The sequence below is a fragment of the Saccharopolyspora sp. 6V genome (assembly GCF_020176785.1).
Lineage (GTDB): Bacteria > Actinomycetota > Actinomycetes > Mycobacteriales > Pseudonocardiaceae > Saccharopolyspora_C > Saccharopolyspora_C gregorii.
In genome coordinates, this window is sequence record NZ_JAIUKB010000105.1 from 28,766 (window position 1) to 55,150 (window position 26,385).

29 protein-coding genes and 2 pseudogenes are annotated in these 26,385 nt (G+C 65.4%); 23 read left to right on the top strand and 8 right to left on the bottom strand.

From position 1 onward, the window contains the following. Nucleotides 1–421: 421 nt before the first annotated feature. Genes LCD35_RS20300 through LCD35_RS20310 form a run of 3 tightly spaced genes read left to right on the top strand, consistent with a single transcriptional unit; the run spans nt 422 to nt 6,596 of the window. Nucleotides 422–2,167, top strand: a complete 1,746-nt coding sequence (locus tag LCD35_RS20300) for a class I SAM-dependent DNA methyltransferase (protein ID WP_225044664.1) — start codon at nt 422–424, stop codon at nt 2,165–2,167. Continuing rightward, nucleotides 2,164–3,459 carry a restriction endonuclease subunit S gene (locus tag LCD35_RS20305; RefSeq protein ID WP_225044665.1) on the top strand — a complete coding sequence of 432 codons (1,296 nt, stop codon included), beginning with the start codon at nt 2,164–2,166 and terminating at the stop codon, nt 3,457–3,459. The genes LCD35_RS20300 and LCD35_RS20305 overlap by 4 nt, the downstream gene beginning before the upstream one ends. After that, entirely contained in the window at nt 3,459–6,596 is a 3,138-nt protein-coding gene (locus tag LCD35_RS20310; RefSeq protein ID WP_225044666.1) for a type I restriction endonuclease subunit R, read from the top strand. Before LCD35_RS20305 ends, LCD35_RS20310 begins: the two co-directional genes overlap by 1 nt. 294 nt (nt 6,597–6,890) lie before the next feature. On the opposite strand, the gene LCD35_RS20315 is transcribed toward LCD35_RS20310, so the two are convergent. The 7 genes and pseudogenes from LCD35_RS20315 to LCD35_RS20340 form a co-directional block, all read right to left on the bottom strand. Further along, nucleotides 6,891–8,219 carry a hypothetical protein gene (locus LCD35_RS20315; RefSeq protein WP_225044667.1) on the bottom strand — a complete coding sequence of 443 codons (1,329 nt, stop codon included), beginning with the start codon at nt 8,217–8,219 and terminating at the stop codon, nt 6,891–6,893. 502 nt (nt 8,220–8,721) lie between these two features. Beyond that, nucleotides 8,722–9,156: a hypothetical protein gene (locus LCD35_RS20320; RefSeq protein WP_224960785.1), complete on the bottom strand. Its 435-nt coding sequence runs from the start codon at nt 9,154–9,156 to the stop codon at nt 8,722–8,724. A 1-nt stretch (nt 9,157) separates the two neighbouring features. Then, complete coding sequence (locus LCD35_RS20325; RefSeq protein WP_224960783.1) at nt 9,158–9,586, bottom strand: hypothetical protein; 429 nt, start codon at nt 9,584–9,586, stop codon at nt 9,158–9,160. Nucleotides 9,587–9,816: 230 nt separating this feature from the next. Further along, nucleotides 9,817–10,251 (bottom strand): annotated as a pseudogene (locus LCD35_RS30780) (putative T7SS-secreted protein); the annotation flags it as partial. Then, nucleotides 10,244–10,648 (bottom strand): hypothetical protein, encoded by a 405-nt coding sequence (locus LCD35_RS20330; protein ID WP_224960781.1) that lies wholly within the window; start codon nt 10,646–10,648, stop codon nt 10,244–10,246. The gene LCD35_RS20330 and the pseudogene LCD35_RS30780, both read right to left, overlap by 8 nt. Nucleotides 10,649–10,786: 138 nt before the next feature. Continuing rightward, nucleotides 10,787–10,990: a DUF397 domain-containing protein gene (locus LCD35_RS20335; protein ID WP_224960778.1), complete on the bottom strand. Its 204-nt coding sequence runs from the start codon at nt 10,988–10,990 to the stop codon at nt 10,787–10,789. A gap of 21 nt (nt 10,991–11,011) precedes the next feature. Further along, nucleotides 11,012–11,914 carry a helix-turn-helix transcriptional regulator gene (locus LCD35_RS20340; protein WP_224960776.1) on the bottom strand — a complete coding sequence of 301 codons (903 nt, stop codon included), beginning with the start codon at nt 11,912–11,914 and terminating at the stop codon, nt 11,012–11,014. A gap of 323 nt (nt 11,915–12,237) precedes the next feature. Between LCD35_RS20340 and LCD35_RS20345 the strand changes: the two genes are divergently transcribed. The 18 genes from LCD35_RS20345 (at nt 12,238) to LCD35_RS20430 (ending at nt 23,937) form a co-directional block, all read left to right on the top strand. Next, nucleotides 12,238–12,399 (top strand): hypothetical protein, encoded by a 162-nt coding sequence (locus LCD35_RS20345; protein WP_224960775.1) that lies wholly within the window; start codon nt 12,238–12,240, stop codon nt 12,397–12,399. Between the two features lie 332 nt (nt 12,400–12,731). Next, complete coding sequence (locus LCD35_RS20350; protein ID WP_225044668.1) at nt 12,732–13,100, top strand: hypothetical protein; 369 nt, start codon at nt 12,732–12,734, stop codon at nt 13,098–13,100. A 39-nt stretch (nt 13,101–13,139) separates the two neighbouring features. Further along, nucleotides 13,140–13,424: a hypothetical protein gene (locus LCD35_RS20355; RefSeq protein WP_225044669.1), complete on the top strand. Its 285-nt coding sequence runs from the start codon at nt 13,140–13,142 to the stop codon at nt 13,422–13,424. 223 nt (nt 13,425–13,647) lie between these two features. Further along, the gene (locus LCD35_RS20360) at nt 13,648–14,097 is read left to right on the top strand and encodes an NUDIX domain-containing protein (protein WP_224960769.1); all 450 of its coding nucleotides are present in this window, start codon (nt 13,648–13,650) and stop codon (nt 14,095–14,097) included. Continuing rightward, nucleotides 14,094–14,342 carry a hypothetical protein gene (locus tag LCD35_RS20365; RefSeq protein WP_224960768.1) on the top strand — a complete coding sequence of 83 codons (249 nt, stop codon included), beginning with the start codon at nt 14,094–14,096 and terminating at the stop codon, nt 14,340–14,342. The genes LCD35_RS20360 and LCD35_RS20365 overlap by 4 nt, the downstream gene beginning before the upstream one ends. Beyond that, nucleotides 14,339–15,217 (top strand): LuxR C-terminal-related transcriptional regulator, encoded by an 879-nt coding sequence (locus LCD35_RS20370; protein ID WP_224960767.1) that lies wholly within the window; start codon nt 14,339–14,341, stop codon nt 15,215–15,217. The genes LCD35_RS20365 and LCD35_RS20370 overlap by 4 nt, the downstream gene beginning before the upstream one ends. Then, the gene (locus LCD35_RS20375; RefSeq protein ID WP_225044670.1) at nt 15,214–16,278 is read left to right on the top strand and encodes a LuxR C-terminal-related transcriptional regulator; all 1,065 of its coding nucleotides are present in this window, start codon (nt 15,214–15,216) and stop codon (nt 16,276–16,278) included. Before LCD35_RS20370 ends, LCD35_RS20375 begins: the two co-directional genes overlap by 4 nt. Then, nucleotides 16,275–17,423, top strand: coding sequence for an NUDIX domain-containing protein (locus LCD35_RS20380; protein WP_225044671.1), 1,149 nt, complete (start codon nt 16,275–16,277; stop codon nt 17,421–17,423). Before LCD35_RS20375 ends, LCD35_RS20380 begins: the two co-directional genes overlap by 4 nt. Before the next feature lie 17 nt (nt 17,424–17,440). After that, nucleotides 17,441–18,118 (top strand): cytidylate kinase family protein, encoded by a 678-nt coding sequence (locus tag LCD35_RS20385; RefSeq protein WP_225044672.1) that lies wholly within the window; start codon nt 17,441–17,443, stop codon nt 18,116–18,118. Nucleotides 18,119–18,167: 49 nt separating this feature from the next. After that, on the top strand, nt 18,168–19,103 hold the full coding sequence (locus LCD35_RS20390) for a hypothetical protein (RefSeq protein WP_225044673.1): 936 nt from the start codon (nt 18,168–18,170) through the stop codon (nt 19,101–19,103). Further along, nucleotides 19,090–19,710: an AAA family ATPase gene (locus tag LCD35_RS20395; protein ID WP_225044674.1), complete on the top strand. Its 621-nt coding sequence runs from the start codon at nt 19,090–19,092 to the stop codon at nt 19,708–19,710. Before LCD35_RS20390 ends, LCD35_RS20395 begins: the two co-directional genes overlap by 14 nt. Next, nucleotides 19,680–20,657 (top strand): hypothetical protein, encoded by a 978-nt coding sequence (locus tag LCD35_RS20400; RefSeq protein ID WP_225044675.1) that lies wholly within the window; start codon nt 19,680–19,682, stop codon nt 20,655–20,657. The genes LCD35_RS20395 and LCD35_RS20400 overlap by 31 nt, the downstream gene beginning before the upstream one ends. Then, nucleotides 20,654–21,217 (top strand): non-canonical purine NTP pyrophosphatase, encoded by a 564-nt coding sequence (locus tag LCD35_RS20405; RefSeq protein ID WP_225044676.1) that lies wholly within the window; start codon nt 20,654–20,656, stop codon nt 21,215–21,217. Before LCD35_RS20400 ends, LCD35_RS20405 begins: the two co-directional genes overlap by 4 nt. A 154-nt stretch (nt 21,218–21,371) precedes the next feature. Beyond that, nucleotides 21,372–21,740: an SseB family protein gene (locus tag LCD35_RS20410; protein WP_225044677.1), complete on the top strand. Its 369-nt coding sequence runs from the start codon at nt 21,372–21,374 to the stop codon at nt 21,738–21,740. Further along, on the top strand, nt 21,737–22,042 hold the full coding sequence (locus LCD35_RS20415; protein WP_224962135.1) for a type VII secretion target: 306 nt from the start codon (nt 21,737–21,739) through the stop codon (nt 22,040–22,042). Before LCD35_RS20410 ends, LCD35_RS20415 begins: the two co-directional genes overlap by 4 nt. Before the next feature lie 3 nt (nt 22,043–22,045). After that, a complete protein-coding gene (locus tag LCD35_RS20420) occupies nt 22,046–23,236 on the top strand; it encodes a putative T7SS-secreted protein (protein ID WP_225044678.1) in 1,191 nt (396 codons plus the stop codon). Nucleotides 23,237–23,242: 6 nt separating this feature from the next. Then, a complete protein-coding gene (locus tag LCD35_RS20425) occupies nt 23,243–23,569 on the top strand; it encodes a hypothetical protein (RefSeq protein WP_225044679.1) in 327 nt (108 codons plus the stop codon). 113 nt (nt 23,570–23,682) lie between these two features. Next, a complete protein-coding gene (locus LCD35_RS20430) occupies nt 23,683–23,937 on the top strand; it encodes a hypothetical protein (RefSeq protein WP_225044680.1) in 255 nt (84 codons plus the stop codon). A 3-nt stretch (nt 23,938–23,940) separates the two neighbouring features. Here the strand turns inward: LCD35_RS20430 and LCD35_RS20435 are convergent, their stop codons facing one another. Beyond that, entirely contained in the window at nt 23,941–25,134 is a 1,194-nt protein-coding gene (locus LCD35_RS20435) for an amidohydrolase family protein (protein ID WP_225044681.1), read from the bottom strand. Between the two features lie 78 nt (nt 25,135–25,212). Here LCD35_RS20435 and LCD35_RS20440 point away from each other — a divergent pair, with 78 nt between their 5' ends. Beyond that, a complete protein-coding gene (locus LCD35_RS20440) occupies nt 25,213–25,770 on the top strand; it encodes a hypothetical protein (protein ID WP_374108117.1) in 558 nt (185 codons plus the stop codon). After that, nucleotides 25,770–26,385 (top strand): annotated as a pseudogene (locus LCD35_RS20445) (hypothetical protein); the annotation flags it as partial. The gene LCD35_RS20440 and the pseudogene LCD35_RS20445, both read left to right, overlap by 1 nt.

A 26,385-nucleotide genomic window follows, 5' to 3' on the forward strand; every position in this document is an offset into this window, starting at 1 on the left:
CCCAGCCCGGCATTCGGCTCACCGGGAACAGGCAGGCACCTGGTCTTTGATGATCTGTCGATCGACCGGCGTCGCGGTTCGGATCGACGAAGGAGCGCCCGAGCGCGGAAGCACGGCCGCGTGGCTGATTCATGCGACCGCTTGGGCTTCGAGTCATCCCTCGGGCTGTCTCGAGGAAGGACTCTTGACACGGCCGACGGACGCCGAACCAACCGTCGCCGAAGAAACCGTCCGTGCAGGGTGACATGCCGCGCCCGTCCTTCCGAGATGTGGTTGTTGGTACGCACCGTGTCGTGATACGGAATGATGTTCTTGTGACGTACCAGTCGCTGGAGACCGCGCACCGCCTGATGGGATGGTGCGTACGGGCTCGCGCTGAGCGTCCGGGTCCGTCGTCGAGTGATCGTTCGTAAGGAGCCTTGTGAGCACCCTCGGTAGTTTCATCTGGTCGATCGCCGACCAGCTTCGGGGCCCCTACCGCCCCAACCAGTACGGCAACGTGGTCCTCCCGCTCACGATCCTGCGGCGCCTTGACTGCATCCTCGAGCCGGACCGGGAGAAGGTCCGGGAGCTGGCGGCGAAGTACGAGAACCCGACCCGGCTCAAGGTCGAGGTCAAGAAGGCGACCGGCAGGCCGTTCTACAACACCTCGAACTACTCCTTCGCCAACCTCCTCGAGGATGCTGACGGGCTGGCCGACAACCTGGTCGACTACATCGACCGGTTCTCCTCCGATGTTGACGTGTTCGAGTACTTCGACTTCAAGAAGGAGATCCTCGCCTTGGAGAAGGCAGGGCTCCTGCGCGAGGTCGTCACGTCCTTTAAGGCCGTCGACCTGCACCCGGACGTCGTCTCCAACGCCGACATGGGCGATGCGTTCGAGTACATCATCCGCAAGTTCAACGAGGCCGCGAACGAAACCTCAGGCGACCACTTCACCCCGCGCGACGCGATCCGCCTGCTGGTCGACCTGCTCTTCGCCGAGAAAGACGCCGACCTGACCGAAGCGGACATCGTCCGCACCCTGTACGACCCCACCGCGGGCACCGGCGGCATGCTCGCCTTGGCCGAAGAACATCTGCTCGCACACAACCCCGACGCGCGCCTGAGCCTGTTCGGGCAGGAGTACAACCCACAGTCGTACGCGATCTGCAAGTCCGACCTGCTGGCCAAGGGCCACGACGCGACCAACATCGCCTTCGGCAACACGCTCACCGACGATGCGTTCGCAGGCCGCCAGTTCGACTTCTGCATGTCCAACCCGCCCTACGGCGTCGACTGGAAACAGTACGCGAAGGCCGTCACGAAGGAACGCGACGAAGCAGGCCCCTACGGCCGGTTCGCCCCAGGACTCCCGTCGACCTCGGACGGGCAGATGCTCTTCCTGCTCCACCTGGTGCACAAGATGCGAGCACCCGAAGACGGCGGCGGCCGAGCCGGGATCGTGATGAACGGCTCCCCGCTGTTCAACGGCGCCGCCGAATCCGGCCCCTCCAACATCCGCAAATGGCTACTGGAGAACGACCTCGTCGATGCAATCGTCGCACTCCCGACGAACATGTTCTTCAACACCGGCATCGCCACCTACATCTGGATCCTCGACAACACCAAACACCCCGACCGCACGGGCGTGGTCCAGCTCATCGACGGCACCTCGTTTTGGACCAAGATGCGCAAGAGCCTTGGCGCCAAGAACCGCGAACTCAGCGAGGCCGACCGCAACGAGGTAGTCAAGCTGTACAACGAGTTCACCGACGCCGACCCGGACCACTCCAAGGTGCTGCGCAACGACGAGTTCGGGTACTGGACCATCACCGTCGAACGGCCGCAGGTGGACGAAAACGGCAAGCCGGTCATCGACCGCAAGGGCAAGCCCAAACCGGACACCAAGAAACGCGATACCGAGAACGTTCCGTTCACCTATAGTGACTCGACCTCGGGCACCGCAGGCAAGCGCGAAGTCGTCCAATCGTACTTCGACGCGGAAGTGAAACCGCACGTACCCGACGCCTGGATCGACTGGACCAAAGTCAAAACCGGATACGAAATCCCCTTCACCCGCCATTTCTACAAGTACGTTCCACCCCGCCCTCTCTCCGAGATCGACGCCGACCTGGAAAAACAGGTCGCGAAAATCCTCGACCTGCTGCGGGAGGTCGAAGGATGACCGCAGTGCCTTCCTATTGGGAGCGCGGGCGAATCAAATGGGACACGGTCATGGTCGCCGGCGCCACGCCCTCTACAGAGGAGGACGGATTCTGGCTTGAGGGTGATAATCCGAGCGGAACTCCTTTCGTTTCCATCGCCGATATGAGCCGCCGCGAGTACGTCTCAGCCACGGCAAAGTCGCTGTCCTCGGATGCCCTCGAGTCTCGGAGCATGCCCAACGGTCAGCCGGGCACCCTGCTATTCGCGATGTATGCGAGTGTCGGCGAGGTGGCGTTCCTCAATATCAGCGCCACTTGGAATCAGGCCCTCCTCGGGATCACGCCGGATCCCGACAAGGTCGACTCGCGGTTCCTTCGGTACGTACTCCTTGACATGCGGGACGATTTGCTCCGGGATGTCCGGAGCAACACCCAATCGAATCTCAACGCCAGGCAGGTCGGTGACATCTGGTTCCAGAGGCCACCGCTTCCTGAGCAGCGCGCCATCGCCGACTACCTCGACCGCGAGACCGCCCGCATCGACACACTCATCGAGGAGCAGCAACGCTTGATCAAGATGCTCCGCGAGCGCCGGAAGGCTGTTGTCGAGCGAGCCGTTTTCTCGGGACTTGCGAGCTATCCCACAAAGAGCAACGCCGAGCTGTGGCTTCCTCCGGTACCGTCCCATTGGCGAGTCGTTCAAATCGGATTCGCGAGTGACACTTTGGCTGGCTATGCGTTTCCGAGCGATGGATTCAGCGCCAATGAGGATCACGTCCGCCTGCTTCGAGGGGTGAACGTGAAACCCGGCAGGGTCAACTGGACCGACACCGTCTACTGGGACATGGAGGCGGCACCAGTTCCGAGTGAGTTCGACCTCGAAACCGGAGATCTGGTATTCGGCATGGACCGCCCATTCGTGGGAGGTGGGGTACGCGTTGCAGCGATATCGGACGATGACCTGCCAGCACTGCTGCTCCAGCGCGTAATGCGAATACGATCCAACGACAAGGCTGGGCGCGGTTACATGCGTTACGTGATGTCGACCGACGCATTCTTCAACTACTTGTATCCATTATTCACGGGCGTGAGCGTGCCACATGTGAGCGAGTGGCAGGTCCGGAAGTTCAAGATGCCCTTCCCGCCGCCCACCGAGCAGAAGAGCATCGCCGCTTACCTGGATGAACAGACCGCAAAAATCGACACACTCGTCGACGAAACGGAGCGGTTCATCGAACTTGCTCATGAACGTAGGTCAGCGCTGATAACGGCAGCGGTGACGGGGCAGATCGACGTGCGAGAGGCGGCGTGATGGCCGAGCACAACGAGGTTGTCTTCGAGTCCGAGATCTGCGAGTACCTGAGGGTCCACGGGTGGCTCCTCTCTCCCGATGACACCCAGTACGACCGGGAACGGGCGCTTTTCCCCGAGGACCTGTTCTCCTGGTTGCAGGAAACCCAGCAAGCGCCGTACGCAAAGGCTCTGCGGGCGGCGGGGTCGGAAGCGAAGTTCCTCGACGTACTGGTTACTGCGCTCGACAAGCCCCTCGAACACGGCGGTGGGATGTTGAACATCTTGCGCAACGGGGTCCAGTACATCGGTGGTGGCCGGTTGAAGATGGCGCAGTTCCGCCCCGAGACCAGCCTGAACGCGACCACCAATGAGCAGTACGCGGCGATGCGGGTGCGGGTGATGCGGCAGGTGCATTTCTCCACTGCTGACCGGCGCAGCATCGACCTGGTGTTCTTCGTCAACGGACTCCCGGTCGCCACCGTCGAGTTGAAGACCGACTTCACCCAGTCCGTCGATGAGGCGATCAACCAGTACCGCAAGGACCGCAACCCGATGACCAATGGGCGGCCGGAGCCGTTGCTGTCGTTCGGGCATCGGGCGCTGGTGCACTTCGCGGTGTCCAACGACTTGGCCGCGATGACCACCAAGCTGGAAGGCGAGAAGACGCACTTTCTGCCGTTCAACATGGGCCGTGACAGTGGCGCGGGGAACCCTCCCGCCGCGGATGGGCGGTCGGCGACGGCGTACTTGTGGGAGCGGGTGTGGGAGAAGCATGCCTGGCTCAACATCATCGGTCGGCTGATGATCGTGGAGACCAAGGAGGAGTGGGACGTCACCACCGGTACCTCGGTACGACGTACACACATGCTTTTCCCGCGGTTTCACCAGTGGGAGGCGGTGACGAACATCGTGGCCGCGGTGCGCGAGGAAGGTGTGGGGCATCGCTATCTGATCGAGCACTCGGCGGGGTCCGGGAAGACCAACACCATCGCCTGGACCGCGCACAGGCTGGCGCGGCTGCACGTAGACGACAAGAAGGTTTTCGACTCGGTGATCGTGGTCGTGGACCGCACTGTGCTCGACGGGCAGCTCCAGGAAGCGATCCGGCAGATCGACGGATCAGGGAAGATCGTCACCACGATCAGCCCCGAGGACGTCCGCAAGGCGGGGGCGAAGTCGAAGTCCGGGCTGCTGGCGACCGCGTTGAAAAACGGTGAGCTGATCATCGCGGTGACAGTGCAGACCTTCCCGTTCGCGCTCGACGAGATCCGAGCGAACAAGGGCCTGAAGGGCAAACGGTTCGCGGTGATCGCGGACGAGGCGCACTCCTCGCAGTCGGGCCAGATCTCCTCCAAGCTCAAGGCGGTGCTGACCGCCGAGGAGGCTGAGGAGATCGAGCAGGGCGGTGCGGTCGACGTCGAGACGATCTTGGCCTCGGAGATGACCGAGCGGGCGGACTCGCCGAACATCTCCTACTTCGCGTTCACCGCGACGCCGAAGAACAAGACGCTGGAGCTCTTCGGCCGCAAGGGCCTGGATGGGAAACCGGTCGAGTTCCATCTCTACTCGATGCGGCAGGCGATCGAAGAGGGCTACATCCTCGACGTGCTCAGGGGCTATCAGACCTACGACACCGCACTGAAGATCGCAGGTCAAGCTGAGAGCGGCGATGGCGACGAGGAAGTGGAGGAGTCCGCCGCACGCAAGGGGCTGATGCGGTGGGTGAAGCTGCACCCGACCAACATCAGCCAGAAGGTGCGGATCATCGTCGAGCACTTCCACGCCAACGTTGCCCACCTGCTGGAAGGCCGGGCGAAGGCGATGGTCGTGACCGACTCGCGCAAGGCCGCGGTGAAGTACAAGAAGGCGATCGACGCCTACATCGCCAAGCGGGCCGCCGAGGACGTCTCGTACCACTACCGCACCCTGGTCGCCTTTTCCGGCGCGGTGACGATGGCCGACGACGAGGAATGGGTCACCGACTGGGGTCCGCAGCCGAGCAAGGACGACGAGTTCACCGAAGCCAACCTCAACCCCGGCGCCGGCTCAGACTTGGCCGCCGCGTTCAAAGGCTCGACGTACAAGATCATGTTGGTCGCCGACAAGTACCAGACAGGCTTCGACCAACCCCTGCTCTCGGCGATGTACGTCGACAAGAAGCTCTCCGGGATCACTGCCGTGCAGACGCTCTCGCGGCTCAACCGCACCCACCGCACCGCAGGCGGGGAGCAGAAGCGCAAGACGTTCGTCATCGACTTCGTGAACAAGCCCGAGGACATCCGGGCCGCGTTCGAGCCGTACTTCACCAACGCCTCGTTGGAGACCGAGACCGACCCGTACGTCGTCTTCCACCTCGCCACCAAACTCGACCAGGCTGGAATCTACACGCCTGAGCAAGTCCGTGAGGTTGCCCGGCTTTGGGTGGAGCGCAAGGGCAACAGCGCGCTCTCGGCTGCGATCAGCCCGGCCAAGAACGAATTCGCCCGCCGCTACGCCGCTGCGATGGAGGCCGAGGACAAGGTCACCCTCAACACTCTCGACCTGTTCCGCAAGGACGTCTCCACCCTCGTCCGGCTCTACGACTTCATGAGCCAGATCGTCGACTACGGCGACCCATACATGGAGATGTTGTCGATCTTCCTTCGACTCCTGGAGAAAGTCATCGCCGACTCCTCCTGGGCCGCAGAAGTCGACCTCTCCGACGTGGTCCTCGTGGGGGTCAAGCACACGAAGGCCACCGCGGTCGACATCTCGCTGACCGGTGACGGCGAACTCAAGGGCATCAGCGCCGCAGGTACTGGAACCCGGAAAGAACCCAAGTACGTTGCACTTCAAGTCGTCATCAACACCATGAACGACCTCTTCGGCGCTGAGTCGTTCTCCCAGTCCCAGATCCGGGAGTTCGTGCAGGGACTCGTACAGCAACTCCTCGCACGCCCAGAGTTGATCAACCAAACCAAGGTGAACTCGAAGAAGCAGTTCATGGAATCACAGGACTTCCAGGCGGCGGTCACCGAAACCGTCGTCGAGAACCAGGAAGCCCACAACACCATGGCCGACTACTTCTTCAGCGACGGCCCCGGCATCAGCGCCGTCATCGTGGCACTCGCAGACGCCTTCTACGAGGCGGCGGTCGACCAGCAGGCAGACGAGTGAGGCAGTCCGAGGCTTGATCCACAACGAACCTGGCGGTCCCGAGAACTTCACAACAGGGCACGACAGAAGGAGAAGCTGCCCTGGACTCGAGACCGGTGATATCGCTGCCGTTGCGCTCCGCACAGAGCTCCTGTAGGCACCCTGTTACCTCCTAGCGTCCGCCGGTCAGGGAAACCCCGGGCAAAGCTCCTCCCATGCGGTGCGCCGCGGAGGTTGCCGATGTCTTAGCGAGGCAATGCCGTGCGACGCGAGTCCTCTGCTGATTGCCGCCAGCCAGCGGGTCAGCGATGTAGATCAGTTTCGTCCAAGGAGCGTCGAAAGCGCCTCGCGCGGTTCGTGGAACGCCGAAGCAGCTGTGGCTGCCAACGCCAGCACGGCCAGTCCGGACAGCGACCACAGCGCTTCGCCGTGCTGGCTGCTCCACGACAGCGCGATGACCGCGGCCAAGGCTCCCACTCCGGTACCGCGCCGCAGGTAGCGGCGCCGTCGGAGCCGGGCAGGTGATTCCGATTCCTCGTCGGCCGATTCGGCAGTGGGTGCGGTGTCGAAGCAGGCCGCCGCGGTCCAGTTGCGGTTCAGAAAGCACGTGGTGACCGGGACCAGCTCGCGTTCCAGCGTCTGGAGCTGTTCGGCGAGCGGGCGCGTGGCGTCGGTCAGCAGCACCGTGCGCACATGCCGAGCCACCCGGCCGGCCAGCACCTGTTCGTGCGGCCGTAGGACTCGTCCTCCTCGCGCCAGGTCTTTCTCGGCGACGAGCGCGGCGGACTCGGCCAGGCGCTGGGCACGGTGCAGCCCGGCCGAGCTCGGCGACTCTTGGGCCGCGCAGCACGCCAGCAGGCTCTTCCACAGCATGACCGCGACGGTGCGCTCGGCACGCGCGCAGAGTTGCCGCCAACGCCCGATCACGAAGCCCAGGAAAGCCGCACCACCCATACCGACGAGCAGCACCATCATGAGCGGACCAACGGTCGAGGGGATCAGCTGGGCTGCCGCCGAATAGGAGAAGTAGACCGAACAGACTTCAACGCCGTACCGCCAGTTCGCGAAAATCTCCCAGAACACCGCTCGGCGTGGATTCGGTGTTCCCGCAGGCAGCAACGCTTTCGCTCTCCGACGCCGGGCGCGCCGACGCCACAACACCCAGCCCCGCGACGACGATCGGGTTGGGGAATCCGAGGCCACCGAATTCGATGGCTTCCTCGGCGAAGCCACAGCTTCGGGTCGATCGAGCAGGGTGATCTCGGTTGCGGCAGAGCGGAGCTGCCGGGCGACCGGCTGGTGCTTCCAGGCCAGCACGCGCAACGCACCGAGATCCGCGATGCGCGCCAATGCTCCGTCCGCGGAGGCGACGACGAACCGCTCGTGCCCGCGGTCGGACAACGTGCGGGCATGCGCGAGGATGGCGTTGTCCGCAGCGTCAGGTTCCCGGTCCACCAAAACCGTGGTGACGCCGAGATCGCGGAAGGTCCTGCTCATCCTCTCGTCTTCGGCATCACCGTGGCGTGCGAAGAACGCCACCGCCGACGCCCCCGGAACCGCCGCGAGTAGCGCACTCACCCGGGCACGGATGACGTCGTCCCGCGGAGCCTTGCCGCCGATCACGTTCTCGACATCGATGAGCACCAACGTCTGCTTCCGCGACGCCGCCGAGGCCCGTTGATCCCTCTCGCTCACGGGGACGGCTTCGTCGTGGGGCGCGCTCATACCGGTAGCCGCCGTGAACAGACGTGGCCGTTTCCAGCGCTGCACCGCCGACACTTGTGCTGCGAGCCGACGCACTGCGCCCTTCCCTCACGCTCCATACCCATCGGGAACTTCATCGGCTCGAACCTGGCCAACCTGAACCGAAGCACCACGTACAGGTGATCTTCACGCAGGTGCACGCCCCCTAAAGAACCGCTCAGGGCTGAAGAGCCCGTCGACGGGCGCTTCGATCTCCAACCAGGGCTGGTCATCGACGGCCTCGGCGTCGAAATCGACGGAATTTCCGTCGTCGTCGACATTCTACGGCGAGAAGTGGTTGAGCGGCGTGAACGGCGTCTCGTAGCGGACGGCAATTTCGTGGCTGACCACCGCGACCACCGCGAACCGGAACACCATCGGAACTTTTACCTTACCGGCCAGGTCAGTCCTGGTAGTTCTCGATCTTGCATCCCTCTAGATTGAACTGCCGCAGCACGTCCAAGGCACGGTCGGACACGACCAACCGGGCCAGTTCGGTCACGCCGAGATCATCCTGTCCGGCCGTCCCGGTCACGACCAGCCACTGAAACTCCGGGAAAGCGTCGATGCCCTGCTCCGCACGCACTTCATCGGCCTCGGGCTCGAACGTGATCTCCGCGTCACGAAGCTCGAACGCTGCGAGTCCGGAAGATTCGAGAGCGTCCGCGAGCCGCCGGGTCACCAGTAGTACCGGGAACCGGCCGATGAGATCCGCGCCGGCCCAAGCGTCGATGGCGAAGTGCAGGTGTTCCACTCCGGGCGGGTGCACAGAGGTGTCGAGCACAACGTTCTCGCCGAGGTCTCCTGCCGCGTTGCCGCGGATCTTGTGGAATGCCATGTCACCTCATCGGTGGAGTGAATCGATGCCCGTACTTGTTGTCAACGTGCGTGGCAAAGTCTAACAACTGCTCCTTCGTCGCTGTCGGATGCTGCTCGTAGAACTCGTCCCACTCGTGGCGAATCTCTGAGAGGTGCAGTGAATTGTTCTCTTCTTTCGGGATCCCGCGGAGGTTGTCGTACGAGTGCATCTCGGCCATCGACAGGTCCGCTTCGGGGTAACGCCGTGACGATGCCTGCTCGACCGCGTGGTGGACGACGACCTTCCCTTCGAGCTCGGGATGGTTCTCGAAGAACGTCTTGCGATAGTCCTTGCGGACCGCGCGGCCGAACTGGGCGGGCAGGTGCCCGGCGGCCTTGGCCGCCTCGGCGGCTTCGCCGACGGCCTTGGTGATCTTCCCCGTTCCGGCAGCCCATCCGAGGAACGGCACCGCGGCCGCAGCCGACAGGCCTGCTTCGCTTCGAGACCCTTGCCCTGGGCGGCGTACCACGCCGCATTGGTCAGATCGGCGATTTCACCGATCCCCGGGACCAGACCCGCGACGTCGAGGACGCCGTGGGCGATCTGGGAGACGGTGCTCTCGGCTTCTTCGGGGATGCAGCTGCGCAGTGCCAGCGCCGTCTCCGCCGCGACCTGCTCCAGCTGTTCGCGCGCCCGGGCCAGCATCTGCCGTGCAGCTTCCCGTGTCGCAGCACCGGGATCCTGAAAAGCCCCCTCGCCCGGCGACGCCGGCGCGGCTTCCTGCGCGGCACGAGCACGAGCGGTCTGCTGCTGGCCCCGGGTCCACAGCGCGATCGCCTCCGCGGCCTGTCCCTGGGCGTAGCGCAGCACGCCCGCGTGGACGTCGAGGACCTGAGCGGCGGTCTCCAGGGCATCGCCCGCGTCGTACCACTTCGTCGGCTCGTACTCGAACCGCGCGCGGAACGCCTCAGCGGCTTTCCCCACCCACGCACCGGTATCGATCGCCCGAAGCGCGACCGCGACATCCACGGCCTCACCAGCCCGCCGAGCCAGCACCCGCACCTGCGCGTCGATCGACTCCGGCGACCCCGGGACCAGCAGGCGCGGCTGAGTGGTCTCACCGAGCTCAGCCATCGACCGCGTCCACCGCCGGGTCCTGACGCAACACCTCGACCGCGGCCGCGTCGGCTTCCCGATACGACGCAGCCGACGCGGCCAACGCTTCAGCCATCTCGTCACCCTCGGCGACAAGGTCGTCGATCGCCGAGCTCCAGTGCTCGCAGAACTCGCTCATCGCAGTGGCCAAAACGTCGTCGCCGTACTCGTCAGCAGCCCCGGGAAGCTCGCCGAGCTCACGACCATCCTGTTCCCGCACCGCCGCTCTGATCGACCCAGCCGCCGCGTCCAGGACACCCAGCTCGACGTGGAATCCCACCCCGTCCAGGGCCACCCGATCCCCCTCCCGCGATAGATCCATTCGAGACGACAGAGTAACGATCACCTCGACCAGCACGAGGCGCTTCGCGAACATCCCTACGCAGCAGCGCCAATACCTGCCCAAGCTCAACGTGTAGCGGCGCCGAGGCGTGAGATCTCCCCGAGGCGTGTCGGGAACATGAGAACGCCCATCCGGCGGGAAGCTCCGGATGGGCGTTCTCCATCGCTGCGCTCAGCGGTCGAAGGCGCCGTCTTTGACCTTGCGCAGGAACGAAGTCCAGCTGGCGACGGCGAACGGCAACACCGGGCTCGCCTCGCCGAGCTTGCTGTCCCGGACGCCCGTGACCCCCGGAACCGTCGCGACCTCGACACAGCTGCCGTTGGGTTCGCTCGCGGTGGCCTTGCGCCAGCCGGTGAACCTCTCGGTGGGGGGCATGGCCTGCTCCTTCGGGGTGGATCAGTCGAACTCGTCGGCCACCCGGAGGACGAAGGCCCTCGACTCCACCGGATCAAGTGCCGCCCCGAGCAACCCCTGCCACAACCGATTGTAGGCACTCACATGGGTGCTTCCGTCGAGATAGTCCCCGTTGCTGAACTGCTCGACGTAGACGAACTCCAGCGGCGGAGCGTTCGTGCTGACCGAGGGCACGCGGAAGTGGACGAACGGGAACGACGACGCCAGCGACGGGATCGCCGCGAACGGCAGCACGTGCAGGTGCACCGACGGCAGCTCGGCGGCGTCGGCGAGATGCCGCATCTGCCTGGCCATCACCTCCCTGCTCCCGTACATGCGACGTAGCGCCGACTCCGACAAGACCGCGGTCAACTCCGCGTCTTGCTTGTGCAGAACCGCTTGCCGCTCAAGCCTCGCCTTGATGCGGTTCTCGGTCTCGACGTCCCCGTAGCGAACGTTCTCGAACATCGACCGCATGTACTCCTCGGTCTGCAGCAGACCGTGGATCACCTCGGTTTGGTAGATGTTCATCGACTGCGCGTCGGTCTCGAGATCTACCGCCATGCGGAAGTGCGCAGGATGCGCCGAGCGGTAGCCGCGCCAGCGGCCCCGGTTCTCCGCGCCCTTGTTCAGCTCGCAGAACGCGTCCGGATCGATCGGCTCTCCACCGTCAGCCGGAGCTCCGTCAGCACCCGTACCGATCACCTCGGCGTAGTGCTCGACCAACTCCCGCAGCGGCTTCTGCCGGATACCGGTGATGCCGTTCTCGAGCTTGCTCACCGTCGCCCAGGTGCGCTCGATGACTTCGCCGGCATCAGCGAGCTCTAGACCTGCGCGTTCGCGAAGGTGCCGCAACTCGTTGCCGAGCTGCAGACGCCTGACCGTCGGGGTTGGCATGCCGATCATTCTCCCATCCCGATCAGCAGCCGAGCGCAGCGAGCCGTGCCCGACACGTCAACACCACCCGTTCGATCGCATTGTCGGATCGAACTTGCGACGCTATCGTGACGACATTGCGAATCGAACTTGCGACTGAAGGGCCGGGCATGGGGGCAAGGATTGATCCATTCGCCGCAGCAGAGCTGGGGCGCCCGAGCGTCGGCACAGCGCCGACTCGTGCGAACGGAGCTGGTGCCGAAGCGCTCGCTTCTCCGTCGACCGCGTTCTGGGTGGTGCCGCGCGGCAGCAGGGCACGGCACGTGGTCACCGCGCCACCGGGCACACACCGCGTGAACAGCACGATCAAGACGGCACGCGGTGCGGCGGTGACGCTGCCGTTGCCGACTCCGAACGACCGGGTTCCGAGAACGCGGTCGATCACCAAGCGGTGCGGTGAGTGCTCAGCCACCGCGCAGCGGCTGAAGCTGCGCGACGTCGTCTGGGACTCCTGAACGCCCACCTGACGCGGACGGCCACGGACTCCGATCAGCCGCTGTGCGGCACGAACTCGCGAAGAAGGGAGAAATCGATGGGACAGGTACGACACCGGTGGTGGCACCGGTCGAGACCGACAGTTCTCACACGCCGGTGTGCGGCAACGAGCAAGGAAGGATCACGGGATGTCAGCTGTGGTGATCTTGCTAGTGCTGGTCATCGTGGCGCTGGTGGTGACGGCGTTGACGATGTTCGCGTAGCTGCGCTGACGGACCCGGTATGGGTGCGGTTGGTGCGGGGTTCGCAATGGCACCGGGCCGGGGCGGTGTGTGCCGCGCTTGCGGGGGTTGTGACCGAGTTCTCCGGGCTGTATCCGCCGCGGGCGGGCGGGTTCGTGGTGTGCCTGGAGTGCGCGTTCGTCTCGGGTATCGCCGAGTGGGCGGCGGCGTTCGTGCCGGACACGCTTTCCGGACGCATCGCGGAGGTCTCCGTGATCAGCGAGCCCACGCCCCCGCGCGCGGTGCGGGCAGGGCCGTGGAATCCGGTTCCGGGGCGGCACAGCGTCGACGCGCCGACCGGCGAGATCCGCCGGATTCGCCCGCACACCACGACGAAGCCGTCGTGCCCGCGCAGCAATGCGGGCGTGGAGGCCCCCGGCAGCTGGTACCTGCCAGGGACCTCCACGCCCGGTAATCAGGGTATCGCCTCGGCCGCCTGATGTGGCCGCATCCCCCGTGGTTTTCTTGATCGAATCGAGGTGTTCCTGTTGTCTTCAGCGACAGAGCTGTCCACGTCTTCGTCATCGGCTTCGGATATCGAGACGGTGCTCGAGCAGGGCCAGCAGGTGTTGCAGCGGCTTCATGCTCTGTTCGTCGCTCTGCTCGGTGCTAAGGCGACCGACGAGGACTGCATCCGCGTAGCCGCGTCCCTGCGACGGCTGGCGAAGCTGCTCGATCGAATCGCCCCCACCTGTCCCGCACCCGCACGCCTCGACACCGCGCCTGGTGGTCGTGAGCGGGTGTTTCCCGGTCAGCAGCGCTAGTTCCTCCCGCCGCCGGTACCCCGACGAACATCCGGCGGCGGGTGTCCCCCGGGACCTTGATGAGCCCCTCGATGGGTTCCGGGGGCGGGCTGGGTGGCGTGCTTCCCCGAGCGCCATCCGGAAAGCCCGGCCGCACGATCCCCCGACGGTTTTTCGATCGTGCGGCCGGGTGCCCCGCAAACGGGTTTTTCCTTCTCTTTCCTCATTGTCGAGTGTGATGTTGATGTCTCCTGATCCGCCGCCGTTGATCCACGCGCGGGTGTGCACGCTGCTGACCCGCGCAGGCGGGGACGAGTGGCTACTTTTGCCTGCCCGGGGCGCGCAGTGGCGGTTACCGGGCGGGGCCATTCGGGACGGGGAAACCCCGACCGAGGCGGCCTGCCGCGTCCTGCGGGAGGAAACCGGACTCGACGAAGCAGGCGACCTCGTGCTGCGGGTGCACCTGTGGGTGCCGCCGTCGTTCCCCGGCGGCCCGGCCACCCCGACCTACGTCTTCGCCGTCCCCGCCGCCCCGGACATCGCCGGGGACTGGGTGCATCACCGCGGCGCGGTCAGCCTCCTGGCACCCGACGACCTGGTGGCCGTGGCCGACCTCGCCGACCCCCGCCGACACCCGTCGGTGCACTACCAGGAACTCCTCGCATCACCACGAGCAGAACGGCTTTCACCATGACCACCACACGCTACGGACTCCCCTGCGCCTGGCACTACCACCCGCAAGCGCACATCACCGTGCGCTGGGGCCGTCCCGACAACGCATTCACCGTGCACCGCGGGAACCAGCGCGGCACGCGCGACGACCATGCCCTCATCGCCACCGTCGCGGTCGCCCAAGGCTGGCTCGACGACAACGAGGTCGCCCGCAGAGCACGCGCCTGGGTGAGGGCCAACCCCGAACTCGTCGGAGGGCACCGATGACCACGTCCCGGTACGCCTCGTTGAACCTCGACGCGGAGCTGACTCCGTCCCCACTGCTCGTGGCACGGCTCGTCGCCTGCGGACTGACCAACGAACGCATCGGCCACACGCTCGGCCGCAGTGCGAACACGATCAAAACCCACCTGAGCGCCGCCATGCGCAAGGCGGGCGCCACAACCAGGTACCAGCTCGTGGTCTGGCTCTACGAGACACGACACCTGCAGCCCGGACTCCCCACCCAGCCACGCCAGGCCGCGGCCGCCGAGCTCGCCAGGCACTCACCGGAGCAGGCCCGGCTGCTGCACCTGGTCAACACCGTCCGCGCCGACATCGACGCCGCACTGGCCCACTTCCACTCCCCCACCGCGGACACTTCCCGGGCCCCCACGTCCTCCCTTCCCGTGCCCGAACGCTGGACCGGCCTCAACTACGACGCCGCCCTGTCGACACGAGAGCTCGAGCTCGCTCACCGGCTGACCACCACCCCCACCAACGACGCCATCGCGACCAGCCTGAGCACCACCACCGACATCGTGAAAGCACACCTACGACGCGTGTACTCCAAGGTCAGCGCCCGGTCTCGCATCCACCTCATCGTGTGGCTCTACGAAACCGGCCGAGCCCTCCCCGGCCAGCCGCACCTGTCCGCAACACCCCGCCCAGTTGCCCAACCCGCAACCGTGGACCGGACGGCGAGCCACCACCTGTCCGTGGCGCGCGATCACCTCATCGCCACCCGCGCACTGCTCGCGCGCACCGCCCGCAGCCTCGAGCACCCCACCCGCGAGCACCAGCTCACTCCTTCTCACCGGCCACGACCGACGGCAGCTACCGAAAACCCCAGGACACCCCGCCTTCCCGGAGAACACCCGTGACCGACCGCTACCCGGACCACCTCGCGCGTTTAAAGCTGGCGGCGGAACTCTCGCCCGTGGAGGTCGAGGTCGCCCAGCTCGTCGCCTGCGGACTGACGGACCCGGCCATCGCCAGCGCACTCGCCCGCAGCACACAGACCATTCACACGCACCTGGCCCGCATGCTGCGCAAGACCGGGGCCCGCGGCCGCTGTGAACTGGTGATCTGGATGTACGAAACCGAGCATCTCGTACCCGGCCGCGCCGCACTCTCCACCATGTCTCCGCAGTACGCACCTGTCCAGGGCGGCACGATCACCGATCGGCGCGTCGGGCTCAACCTCCACGCCGACCTCCCCCACGACCTGGTCGACCTCGCCCGGCTCGCGGCGTGCGGACTGACCAACGACACCATCGCCACACGAGTGCACCGCACCCTCGGCGCCGTCAACTACTGGCTCGAGCAGCTGCGCAACATCACCGGAACCACGACCCGAGTCCAGCTCACGGTCTGGATGTATGAGACCGGACGCGTTCGTCCCGGCACACCCGACGACCCCGCCCACCTGCTGACGAAGCCTGTCTCTCCCCACCAACCGGCCACCGGCCCGACCACACCCCCCGACGAAGAACATGCTCACCCCGAGATGCCCTCCGCAATACGGATCCGGGCCTGCGTACTGCTCTCCCGCCCCGAACGCGCCGACTGGCTGCTGATCCGAGAACACGGCGCCCCCACCTGGCGCCTACCCGGTCGCGACGTCATCACGACCCTCCACACCCCCACCGAGACCGTCCTGTCCACGATCAACGACGTCCTCGGCTTCGCGCCCCGCTGCACACCCCGCTTCTGCGCGCACACCTGGAACCGCACCGAGGCAGGCCCACGACTGACCTACCTGTTCGCCGTCGACACCCTGCCCGCCGACCTCCGGCCACAGCACGGAATCGACATCAACTGGGTCCACCGCGCCGTAGCCCCCCGCCTGCTGTCCGGGCACGACATCCCCGTCGTTCACCGCCACCTCGCCCTGCCCGCCCCCACCAGTCCCGCAAGCCCGTACCTGGAACTGATCCCATGACCGCCCGGCACCGCGGAATCCGGCTCGTCACCCTCGACGTCGGCGGCGTGCTCGGCACCGTGGCAGGTCCCAGCCTCGGCACCGCCCTCGCCACCGCTTCACCCCACGACCCGGCCACCGTCGCCGACATCGTGCGCACCCACCTGCACACCCGCGCCCACACCACCCCAGAGCTGATCCCACGGCTCGCCACCGAACTCGCCCTGCCCAGCCGAACCGTCCGCGACATCCTTCGCGCACCTCGGCCCCTGCTGATCCAGCCCACCGCACGAGCGCTCCTGGCCGGGCTCCGCGACGCCTTCCCCGGCGTGCAGGTCGTGGTGTGTTCGAACCTCGCCGCCGCCGACGCCGCCCACGCCGACCTCATCCACGCCGAACTCGGTCCCCTGCTTGACGACAGCTACTTCTCGTACCAGGTCGGCATGGCCAAAGGCACCGGCCCGGACCTGTTCGAACACATCGCCCGCGGACACGGCGTGCAGCTCTCCGAGATCGTTCACGTCGGCGACAAGCTGCACGACGACGTCCACGCACCCCTGCTCGCAGGATGCCGCGCCCTCCTGCTCCACCCCCACCACGCCGACACACCCCGCGTCGCCACCGGCGACCGCTACCGCACCGCCCCCGACCTCGCCACAGCCATCCACGAACTCCACCACTGGATCCCCACCAGCACACCGCGCCCCACCCTCCCGGTCCGCGCCGCCGCCCTCATCCGCAACACCCACGGCCAACTCCTCCTCGTCCGCGGACCCGACGACGAGAAGTTCTCCTTCCCCGGCGGACGCTGCGCACCCCACGGCCCCGACTCCCCACCCCACGCCGCGGCCCGCGAGGTCTACGAGGAACTCCGCCTCACCGTCACCCCCGGAACACTGCTGTGGGCCGGATGGGCCGAAGCCGAGTCGTCGGCCGGCGAGAACAAAGCCCACTTCCTGTTCGAAGCCCACCTCCACGGCACCACCGTGCCCGACCCCGACCCCACCGAAGTCGCCGAATACCGGTGGGCCTCCCACAACGACGCCCTGCACCTGCTCCACCCCGCCGAAGCCAACCGGCTCGTCCGCATCACCCGAGGACAACACCACGGCTGGCAGCACCTCGTCGTTCCGCGTTCCTACATACCCGAAGACGATATTCATTAACAAGGGAGGATCTTTTCGTGTCACTCTCATGCAATATCGCATTCGCAGGTTTGACTGCGGCAGGGAAGACGACGCACGCAAAGCTGCTAGCGCAAGACCTTGATTACGGTTACGTTTCAGCCACCGATATTCTCCTGCAGATTCTGGGCATCGAGGAGCCCGGGGATCAGGTGTGGTTCTCAAAGTTGAAGGAGATCAATCAATACCGAAAAGACGGGGGAATCGATGACGCCCTGGAGCGGCGGATTCTGCACGAACATGGGCTTCGAAGTCGGACGATCATGGATACGTGGGCGCTGGCCTGGATCGGCGCCGACCCGCTGGTGCGGGTGTGGATCGAGTCGGATCTGCCGTCGCGCGCCCGGAAATGCCTGGTATCTCAGCAGCACCAGCGCCAGCTGGATCTTGCGGAGTGCCGCGATCTGGTCAAAGCCAAAGACGAGTTCAACCGGGATGCGTTCTCACGTCGACATCGGTTCGACCTGTTCACCGATCGATCCCGTTACGACATCGTCCTGCGCAACACACATCTCATTCCCACCGCAACGAAACACGACGCCCAAGCAGGGGTGAAAGCCTTCGCGCCTGTCGTGCGCGATGCGGTGATCGCTGTAATGACCGGCAACGCGGATGCAGCCCGGAAGCTTACTTCGGATCACCCCGACGAAGTTCTCCGCATTACCGTTTTCGATTGATCATTTTGCCAGTCACCACTCTCCCGTACCTCACCTTGAAGGAGATCCGGTGTATTCGTTATTGCATTGCCATTTCGAATCGGCGTTGCGAGCTTTGGCTGTGCACAAGCCGGGCACGCTGGGCGAGGTGCGGGCGGTCGCGTCGTCGTCCGCCTTCGGTCTGGTCGGCCCGGCCGAGCGGTTGTTGATGTTGTGGCGGACGGTGAAGCACACCGCGGCAAGCGAACCGGACCTGTTTACCGTCGAGACGTTCCACCGGGTCGCCGACGCGTTCGTGGAGGAGATGGTCGCCGACCAGGTCGAGCACGTCGACGTGCGCATCGGTACGTCGCTGCGCCGGTGGCGGGACCTGCGCGGTGCAGTGGACGCCATCGCGATCCTTCGGAAAGCCGTGGCGCGGTCGGAGGCCGAGCTGTCGGTGTCCTTCGTGGCAGGGCTCGACTTCACCAAACCTCTCGACGAGGTCGAGCGGGTCGTCACCGGGCTGGCGGAGGGGAGCGATCCTGCCGCTGAACTCTTTGCCGGAGTCGACGTCAACTTGCTCCCTGCGGATTTGGCGAAGTTCGACCGCTTGCTGCCCGTCCTGCGTCAGCTGCGCGCCGACGGGTGGAAGATCAATGTCCACTTGGGCGAGCTCTTCGACAACGACGTGTCGCGCTACGTGCTCAAGCGCCTGGTGCCTGACCGCATTGGCCACGGCGTGCTGCTGCTCGACGACCTCGAAGTGATCGCAGTGCTGCGCGAGCACGACGTCTGCTTGGACATGTGCCCTGTCAGCAACACGGTGCTCAACGTCATCGACTGGGCTTCTTCCAGCCCCGCCAAACGGGCACTCGACCTGGGCCTGCCGGTCACGATCAACACCGACGATCCCGCATTGTTCGGCACGACCTTGCGCGCGAACCTCGCTCTTTCGGGATTGACCGCCGCCGAGCTGGAGCTCGTCGTGGACACGGGCAGGAAGCATCGCTATGGCCCACGCTGAACGCCGGGCCGCGCTGCGGATCCTCTACGGAATCCCCTGCGCGGGCAAGTCCACGGCCGCCATTTCGGTGGCCACCCACCACGGGCTGCGCACGGTCATCGGCACCGACTACCTCCGCGAGGTCCAGCGGCTACTGACTCCGCCCCAGCAAGCACCGGCACTGCGGATGGTGACGCATACCGCGTGGCAACGGCACGGCCCACCAACTCGGGACAACATCGCCACCGGATTCCGCGAGCACGTTGCCGCTGTCGCCCCGGCCATACATGCCGTTGTCGCGAAGCTAGCCCGGGACGGTTTCGACGCCGTCCTCGAAGGCGCGCATTTTCACGGCGACCTCATCGGGGAACTGCGTACCGCTTACCCCGAGCTGGCCTTGCACGCGACGGTGCTGGCCGTCGGTTCCGCCGACGAGCTACGCCAGCGCATCGCAGCGAAGGAACGCACCCGGGCTGCCGTGTCTGAGCGAAAAGCCTGGGCTGAGCACGTGCCCGTGCTGATGATGCTGCAGGACCTGCTGCACGCCGATGCCCGTTCCCACGGTATTCCCGTCACCACGTCCGAAGGACTCCTCACATGCAGCCCGCACAACCCCTGCTGCTGTTAGACGGCGATCACGTCGTGCTCCACGACGGCCGCATCGTTCGCGTACTCGGCAACCTCGACAGCTCCACTCACTTCCTCGGCTACAACGTGTACTCGCCGGCCTCGGACGGCGACCGGCTCTATCGAGGACGCCGGTACCTGAAGAACTTCTTGGAGGACACCCGGCTTCCCGATGACGTGCTCGACACCTACGAACTCATCGACCGCGACGAGATCTTCGAACACCACGATCCTCTTCGCGTCGCGCCCGAGCTCCACGCCACGCTCGACGGCACCGTCTGGGCCCGACTGCACGACGAGCTCGCGGGCCTCTTCGGACACGAGGCAGTGGGCATTTTCGGGTCCGCACTGCTCGGAATGCATCTGAACGCTGAAGGGAAGGTTCGCAAAGACGTCGACTACCTCATCCACGGCGACCTCGCTACGACCGTTCCCGCACTCGCCGATCACCTCCCTCACATTCGCCGCAAACTCGGATTCACCACCATCACACCGGAGCGGCAACATCGCCAGCAACGCCGCTACAGCACCGTTTTCCGCAACCCCCACAACTCCCTCGCGGCCATCATCGCGCGCCGATGGGCCGGATTGCAGCTCTCCCGCGACATCGTCACCACCATCCGCTTCCGAGACCCGACCCATCTCCTCTCGTTCGACGTGGCCACCACCCCCACCTCGGAACTTGACGAGGAGACAATCACCGGGATCGTCACTCACGCCCCCTACACTGCCACCTTCCCTCCCACGTTCACCGTTACCACCAACTCCGGCGAGGTCGAGATATCGGTGTTCTGGTGGAAATTCGCGACACCAGTACGAAAAGGAGACGCCATCACCGCCCGTGGTAGCGTCCTTCCATCCTCACGGAAGCACCAATTCATTCGAATCACGCATTTCGATCTCCATTATCTGAACATTCACGAGACGACACCAGGAGAACCCCTATGATTGACCACCTGTCGCTGATCACCGGCAACGCGGGCAAAGCCGCCGAGTACGCCGAGCTGCTCGGGATGCCGGTCACACCAGTCCAGGAAGATCTGTTGGAAATTCAGTCGCTCGATGTCGAGGAAGTCGTCCGCCACAAGGCCCATGACGCCTACCTCGCCCACGGCGCCCCCGTCCTGGTCGACGACACCGCCCTCACGCTGCTTGCCTGGAACGGGCTACCGGGCGCTCTGATCGTGTGGTTCCTCAAAGCCCGCGGCGTCGAAGGCCTGCTCACGATGGCCGCGGAGGAAACTGACCGCACGGCCACCGTCACCACAGCGATCGGCTACGCCGACGCCCACGGCGTTCAGGTCTTCACCGGCAACCTGCACGGAGCCTTGACTCGCACACCACGAGGCACCAACGGGTTCGGCTACGACTCGATCTTCGTCCCCGACGGCCACGATCGCACCTACGCAGAGATGACTCCCGAGGAGAAGAACGAGCTCTCCCACCGACGCCTCGCCGTCAACGCACTACGAACCGGACTTGGCCTCACCACCGAAACCAACGCTTAGTACTTCGGCACCGCGCAGGCGTTCGCCCGGGGCCGCTGATGTGTCCCGCGCCGCATCACCGGCGCGGGGCACGTCCTCTTTCCGGACTTCTTGCACGAACGGGCCCGGGGCGCTGTCGGTCTCGGTAACCTGGCCGACGGCAGTGGAAGGGATCATGATGTCGGCAGAGCCGGAACTGGTACTGATCGCCGGGTTGGCGCGTCGTGGCGAGGTCGGTGCGCGAGCGGTGTTCGAGGCGTGGGGCCGTTCCTACCTCTACGCTCGGACCAGCCCGGAAGCGCCCACGCTGCACGTGGCCGACCTCGGCGACCGCGGCAGGTGGGTATCGGTGTTCAGCACCCGCGAACGACTGGCCCATGCGCACGGCGAGTGCGAGGCGATCGGGATGCCCGGCGCGGACTACCTCGAACACACCCCTTCCGGGGTCGGACTCCTACTCGATCCCGGCACCCCGCACACCTTCCCGCTCCCGGCACACCTGCTCGACCAGGCCGCCGCGGCACTCGGAGTGAGCAGAGCATGAGCGAGAACGTCGAAGTCGTCCTGTCCGCGCTGATCGACGCCTCGACCGGCATCGACCAGGTCATCGACGACATGAGCACCCTCGGCACCGCCGACGTCACCGACCTCGCCGCCGACACCGGCCGCGACTACGGCCACGAACCCCTGGCCCTCGCCGTCCGCGCATTCGCCGACGCGTGGAGCCACGGCCTGCACCGGCTCATGCGCGACGCCACCGGCCTCAGCGAATCGCTCCACGAGTCGGCCCAGACCTATGCCGAAACCGAGCACATCAACATCGACCTGTTCCAGCAAGGACGATGACCCGTGCCCGAACTCGGCGAGACCACCGACCCCCACGCCCTCATCCCCGGCAACCCGGAGACCGTCCGCGGCGAGATCGCGCTGTGCAACCGCTACGCCGCCGGACTCGGCCGCGCGGGCGACGCGCTGAAACTCCTCGACACCACCGATTGGAAAGGCGACGCCGCCGACGCCTTCCACGACGCCTTCGACAGGCATCCCCTCGACTGGCTCAACGCCGCCGACGCCTTCCGCGACCACGCCGACGTCCTCACCGGCTACGTCGAAGTCCTCGAATGGGCCCAAGCCCAAGCCGCCGAAGCCCTCGCCCTGTGGACCGAAGCCGAGGCCGCCACCGCCCAGGCCCGCACCGACCACGACAACGCCGTCACCCGCGAACAGCACCGCGCCGCCACCACAGGCAACCCCGTCGCACCGATCCCCTTCACCGACCCGGGGGCGGAGAAACGTGCCGCCGCGCAAGACCTCCTCGACCGGGCCCGCGACCAGCTTGCCGAGGCCGGCGAGCGCACCCGCACCACCGTCCTCGACCTCGCCGCCGACGCACCCCGGAAACCCGGTGCGTGGGGGCAAGCCGGCGAGCTGCTGGGCGACGTCGGTGCCGGCATCGGCGACTGGTTCACCGACATCGGCGACATCCTCGGCAACCTCGACCAAATCCCCGCCACCCTCGCCGCCGCAGCCACGAACCCCACCGCCTTCGCGAAACAACTCGTCAGCTGGGACCAGTTCCACACCAACCCAGCCCGCTGGGCCGGACACGTCCTGCCCGACGCCGTACTCACCCTCGCCGGCGGCGCAGGCGCCATCAAAAAAGGTGGCACCCTCCTCAAAGGCGTCACCACCACCGGCCGCGCCGACCGCATCCTCGCCAAAGCCACCCACAACGGCAAAGGAATCACCGACCACGTCGCCAACAAAGGCGCCGATATCGGACGTAAACCGGACCGCAACAAGAAAATGCCCATCCGCCTCGTCGACAGCGTTGACGACCTCGACAAGGTGTGGTCGGACCTGTCACGCGGCGGACGACCGATTCAACGACCCGGATACGACAAAATAGTACAGATGCCCGACGGAAGTACCATCGGATATCGCCTGAAACCCAGCCAGGGCCCCACGGGAAATACGCTGGACATCCGGGACGCCTCGAACAACCCACTGAAAATTCACATCGAACCACCGAGGAAGTAGACCCACATGTACTCGAAACAACTATTGCACTGGATCCTAGAATCGGGGGAAGACGACGAGATCCAGTTGGCCGATATCTACTACTTCGTGCAGGAAGACGAAGAACCCGAGGAGGACCTCGCTGAGCGCACCATCGAGGTAACCGTTCAGCTGACGAAGGACGGCGTGATCATTCCCGGTGATATGGTCGACTACGAGTTCACCCCTTGGACGGTCGACAGCGACACCGCCGAGCGCAGGATCCGAGAAGGTGCTCATCACGCGCTCAGGGAAACGGGCCGGTTCCTTCCGGGAGACGTCTGCTGGTTCAGAACGCACAACTACGAAGGATAGGAACGAGCCGGAGCCTTCGATCAGTGTCAAGCTGATCGCCGACGTCGTCGCGGAAGGCGATCTCGACTACATCGACATCACCGTCATCGGTCAGCTCCTGATCCTCGCTACCGGTGCCGGCCCGGAAGGGCTACACGCGCGCGGCGGAGATCGCCGTCGACTTGGTCCGCCGCGGACTCCTCGTGCCCGGCACCCTGGATCCGGAGTTCCACCCGTGGAACCTCTCCACCGAAGCAGCGCCCGCCCGCCTCCATGCCGAAGCAGCCGCCGAGCTTCAGCACTCGACGTTGCTGGGTCCCGGCCAGATCTGCTTCTTCGACATCACCGAAAAAGCCCTCCGCGAATACCCGCCCACCGACGCCGACTGACCATCAGCTGTTCCCGTCAGGCTCGCGCCCTGCACGCAGCACACGCCGCAGGTGGCGCAGTGACTGCACGTCGCGAAGCGGGTCACCGTCCACCACGACGACGTCTGCATCGAGCCCGGGGCGAAGTTCACCGGTGATCTCACCGAGCCCGAGGAAACGGGCGCTGGTGGTGGTGGCGAGCTGGATGATGTCAGCGTGGGCCACCCCGATGTGCTCGTAGAGCTCAAGCGTGCTGACGGGGTCGCCGTGTTGTGAGATCGGAACCCCCGCATCGCTTCCGAAGAGCAGCGGCACCTCGTGATGCCGAAGCCACCGCAGGCGGTCGGCAATGGCCTCGGCGCGCTCTGGGCCGAGCATGTCCCACATGCGTCGCCACCCGCTCGGCAATGCCGGTGAAGCAGCGATGCCTTCGGCCGCCATCCGGTCGGCCAAGTCATCGTCGAGGGCGGCAGCTCCGTCATCGCCGAGGAAGGTGCAGTGTTCGACGGTGGCGACTCCAGCTGCTACGGCGGCAGCAATGGTGCCGGTGGTGTAAGCGTGGATCGCTGTCGGAAGACCGACTGACCGGGCCGCGCTGATGATCAGGCGGAGCTGTTCCGGTGTGAACTGCGCGTCGGTCATGCCCGGACCGCCGGGGGTCATCTGCCCCCCGTTGCCCATGACCTTGATCAGGTCTGAGCCGACCTGAGCGTCATGCCTAACTCGCGCGCGGATCTCCGCATCGGAGTCGACTTCGCCACCGAGGAACCAGCAATGACCTCCTCGCGGCGTCAGCGGTGCACCGGAGACCAAGATGCGGGGGCCGACGGTCTCACCGCGTGCGATCGCATCACGGAGGCGTACCAACAGCCCGCCCCGGTCGCCCAGGTCTCGGACCGTGGTCACACCCGCACGCAGATGCTGGTGCGCCCGCTCGTGCATGGCTTCGAGTAGCTCGCCGTCGGGCACGGCTCGAAGTGCTCCGACTGGGTCGGGGCTGGCATCGAAGGCCAGGTGCACGTGGCAGTTGATCAGGCCGGGAAGGATCGTCGAATTCGGGTAGTCGTATCGATCAGCCTTGGGTGAAGCTTGGTACTCGACCTCGGAGGGCGTTCCCACTGCGGCGATGGTTCCGCCATCGATCAGCAGCGCTCCTGGCGAAAAATGTCGATCAGGACGCCCGGTCAACAGCCGGGGTGCGGTGAGGATCTGCTGCACGGGTGGAACCGTACCGGTTGCACTCGCGATGTTCTTGCGCTTTGGCCCGGCCCTTCTACACTGCCAAGAGGAGGTCCTATGGTTACCCCTTTTGGAGTAGTCCGACGGGAATGGCAGCTGAGATGGCAGTGCCGTCGCCTCTTGCGCGAGCTCGACGTATCCGCACCCTTGGACGTCCGGGAACTTTGCCACCGACTCGGTGAGGCACGAGGTCGTCCCATCGAGCTGTACCCGTACCCTATCGAGGTTCCCGGCCCGTTCGGGCTGTGGTTTCGACTGCGGGATCGAGACGCGATCTTCTTCCAGCAAGAAGACGTGGCTTGGCATCAAGATCACATTATCCTGCATGAACTCGGCCACGTCCTCGGTGATCACCCTAGCGACGCCGAGGTGTTCGATCCCGCGACTTCAGCGATTCGGCAAAATCCTCCCGCCGGACTCGATTGGGACGTTGCAGAAGACGAGCACCGAAGGCGGCGCTCCTGCTACGACGACCGCTACGAACGCGAGGCCGAACTACACGCCACGATCATTCAAGAATGGGGATCGGTGCTCACCACAGCGCCGTTGGTGAGCGAGGAACCCGCCGTTCAGCGGATCAGCGCAAGCTTGTCGCACCACCAAGGCTGGCGATAATGCTGGTCTTCACGCTGCTGCTCTGGACAACGACCGCCGTGAAGGCGTTCCAGCTGTTCAGAGCGCCTGATGACCCATTGCTCCGGACTGTGACCGGCGGCCTCGCCTCAGCGGCGTTGGCCTTCACCGTCGGACGAGCACCAATCGAGGCCGGACTCAACGCGATCAAGGTCGGCCTCCCCAGCCTGTTGCAAAACGTCGGGATGAATCTCGCGTTCCTCGCACTGCTGGCCTTCTTCGTCTACAGCAGCCACGGCCACGGCACGGCATACCGTGAAATGCGCTGGCATCGCGCCATCGTGTTCGCGCTACTGATGCTGCTGTGTTTCATCTGGCTGACCGCGCCCACCGCGGTTCAGGCCTCCCCGCGCAACGCCGCCGGGGACGGCGTCATGCACGGTGCACTGTTCCAGCTCTGCTCGGTCTCCGGCCTGCTGTACTCCTTGATCGCCTCAGTTCCTCACGCAGTCCGTCGTGCTCGCCGCGTTCAGCAACGCCACCTGCGGATCGCGCTGCGCATCGTCGCAATCAGCCTTACTACTTGTAACAAAACTGATCTTGGTGGCACGGTGGTCGTAGGTTGGTCTTGTTGTCGTTGTGGAGGTGTCTGGTGGC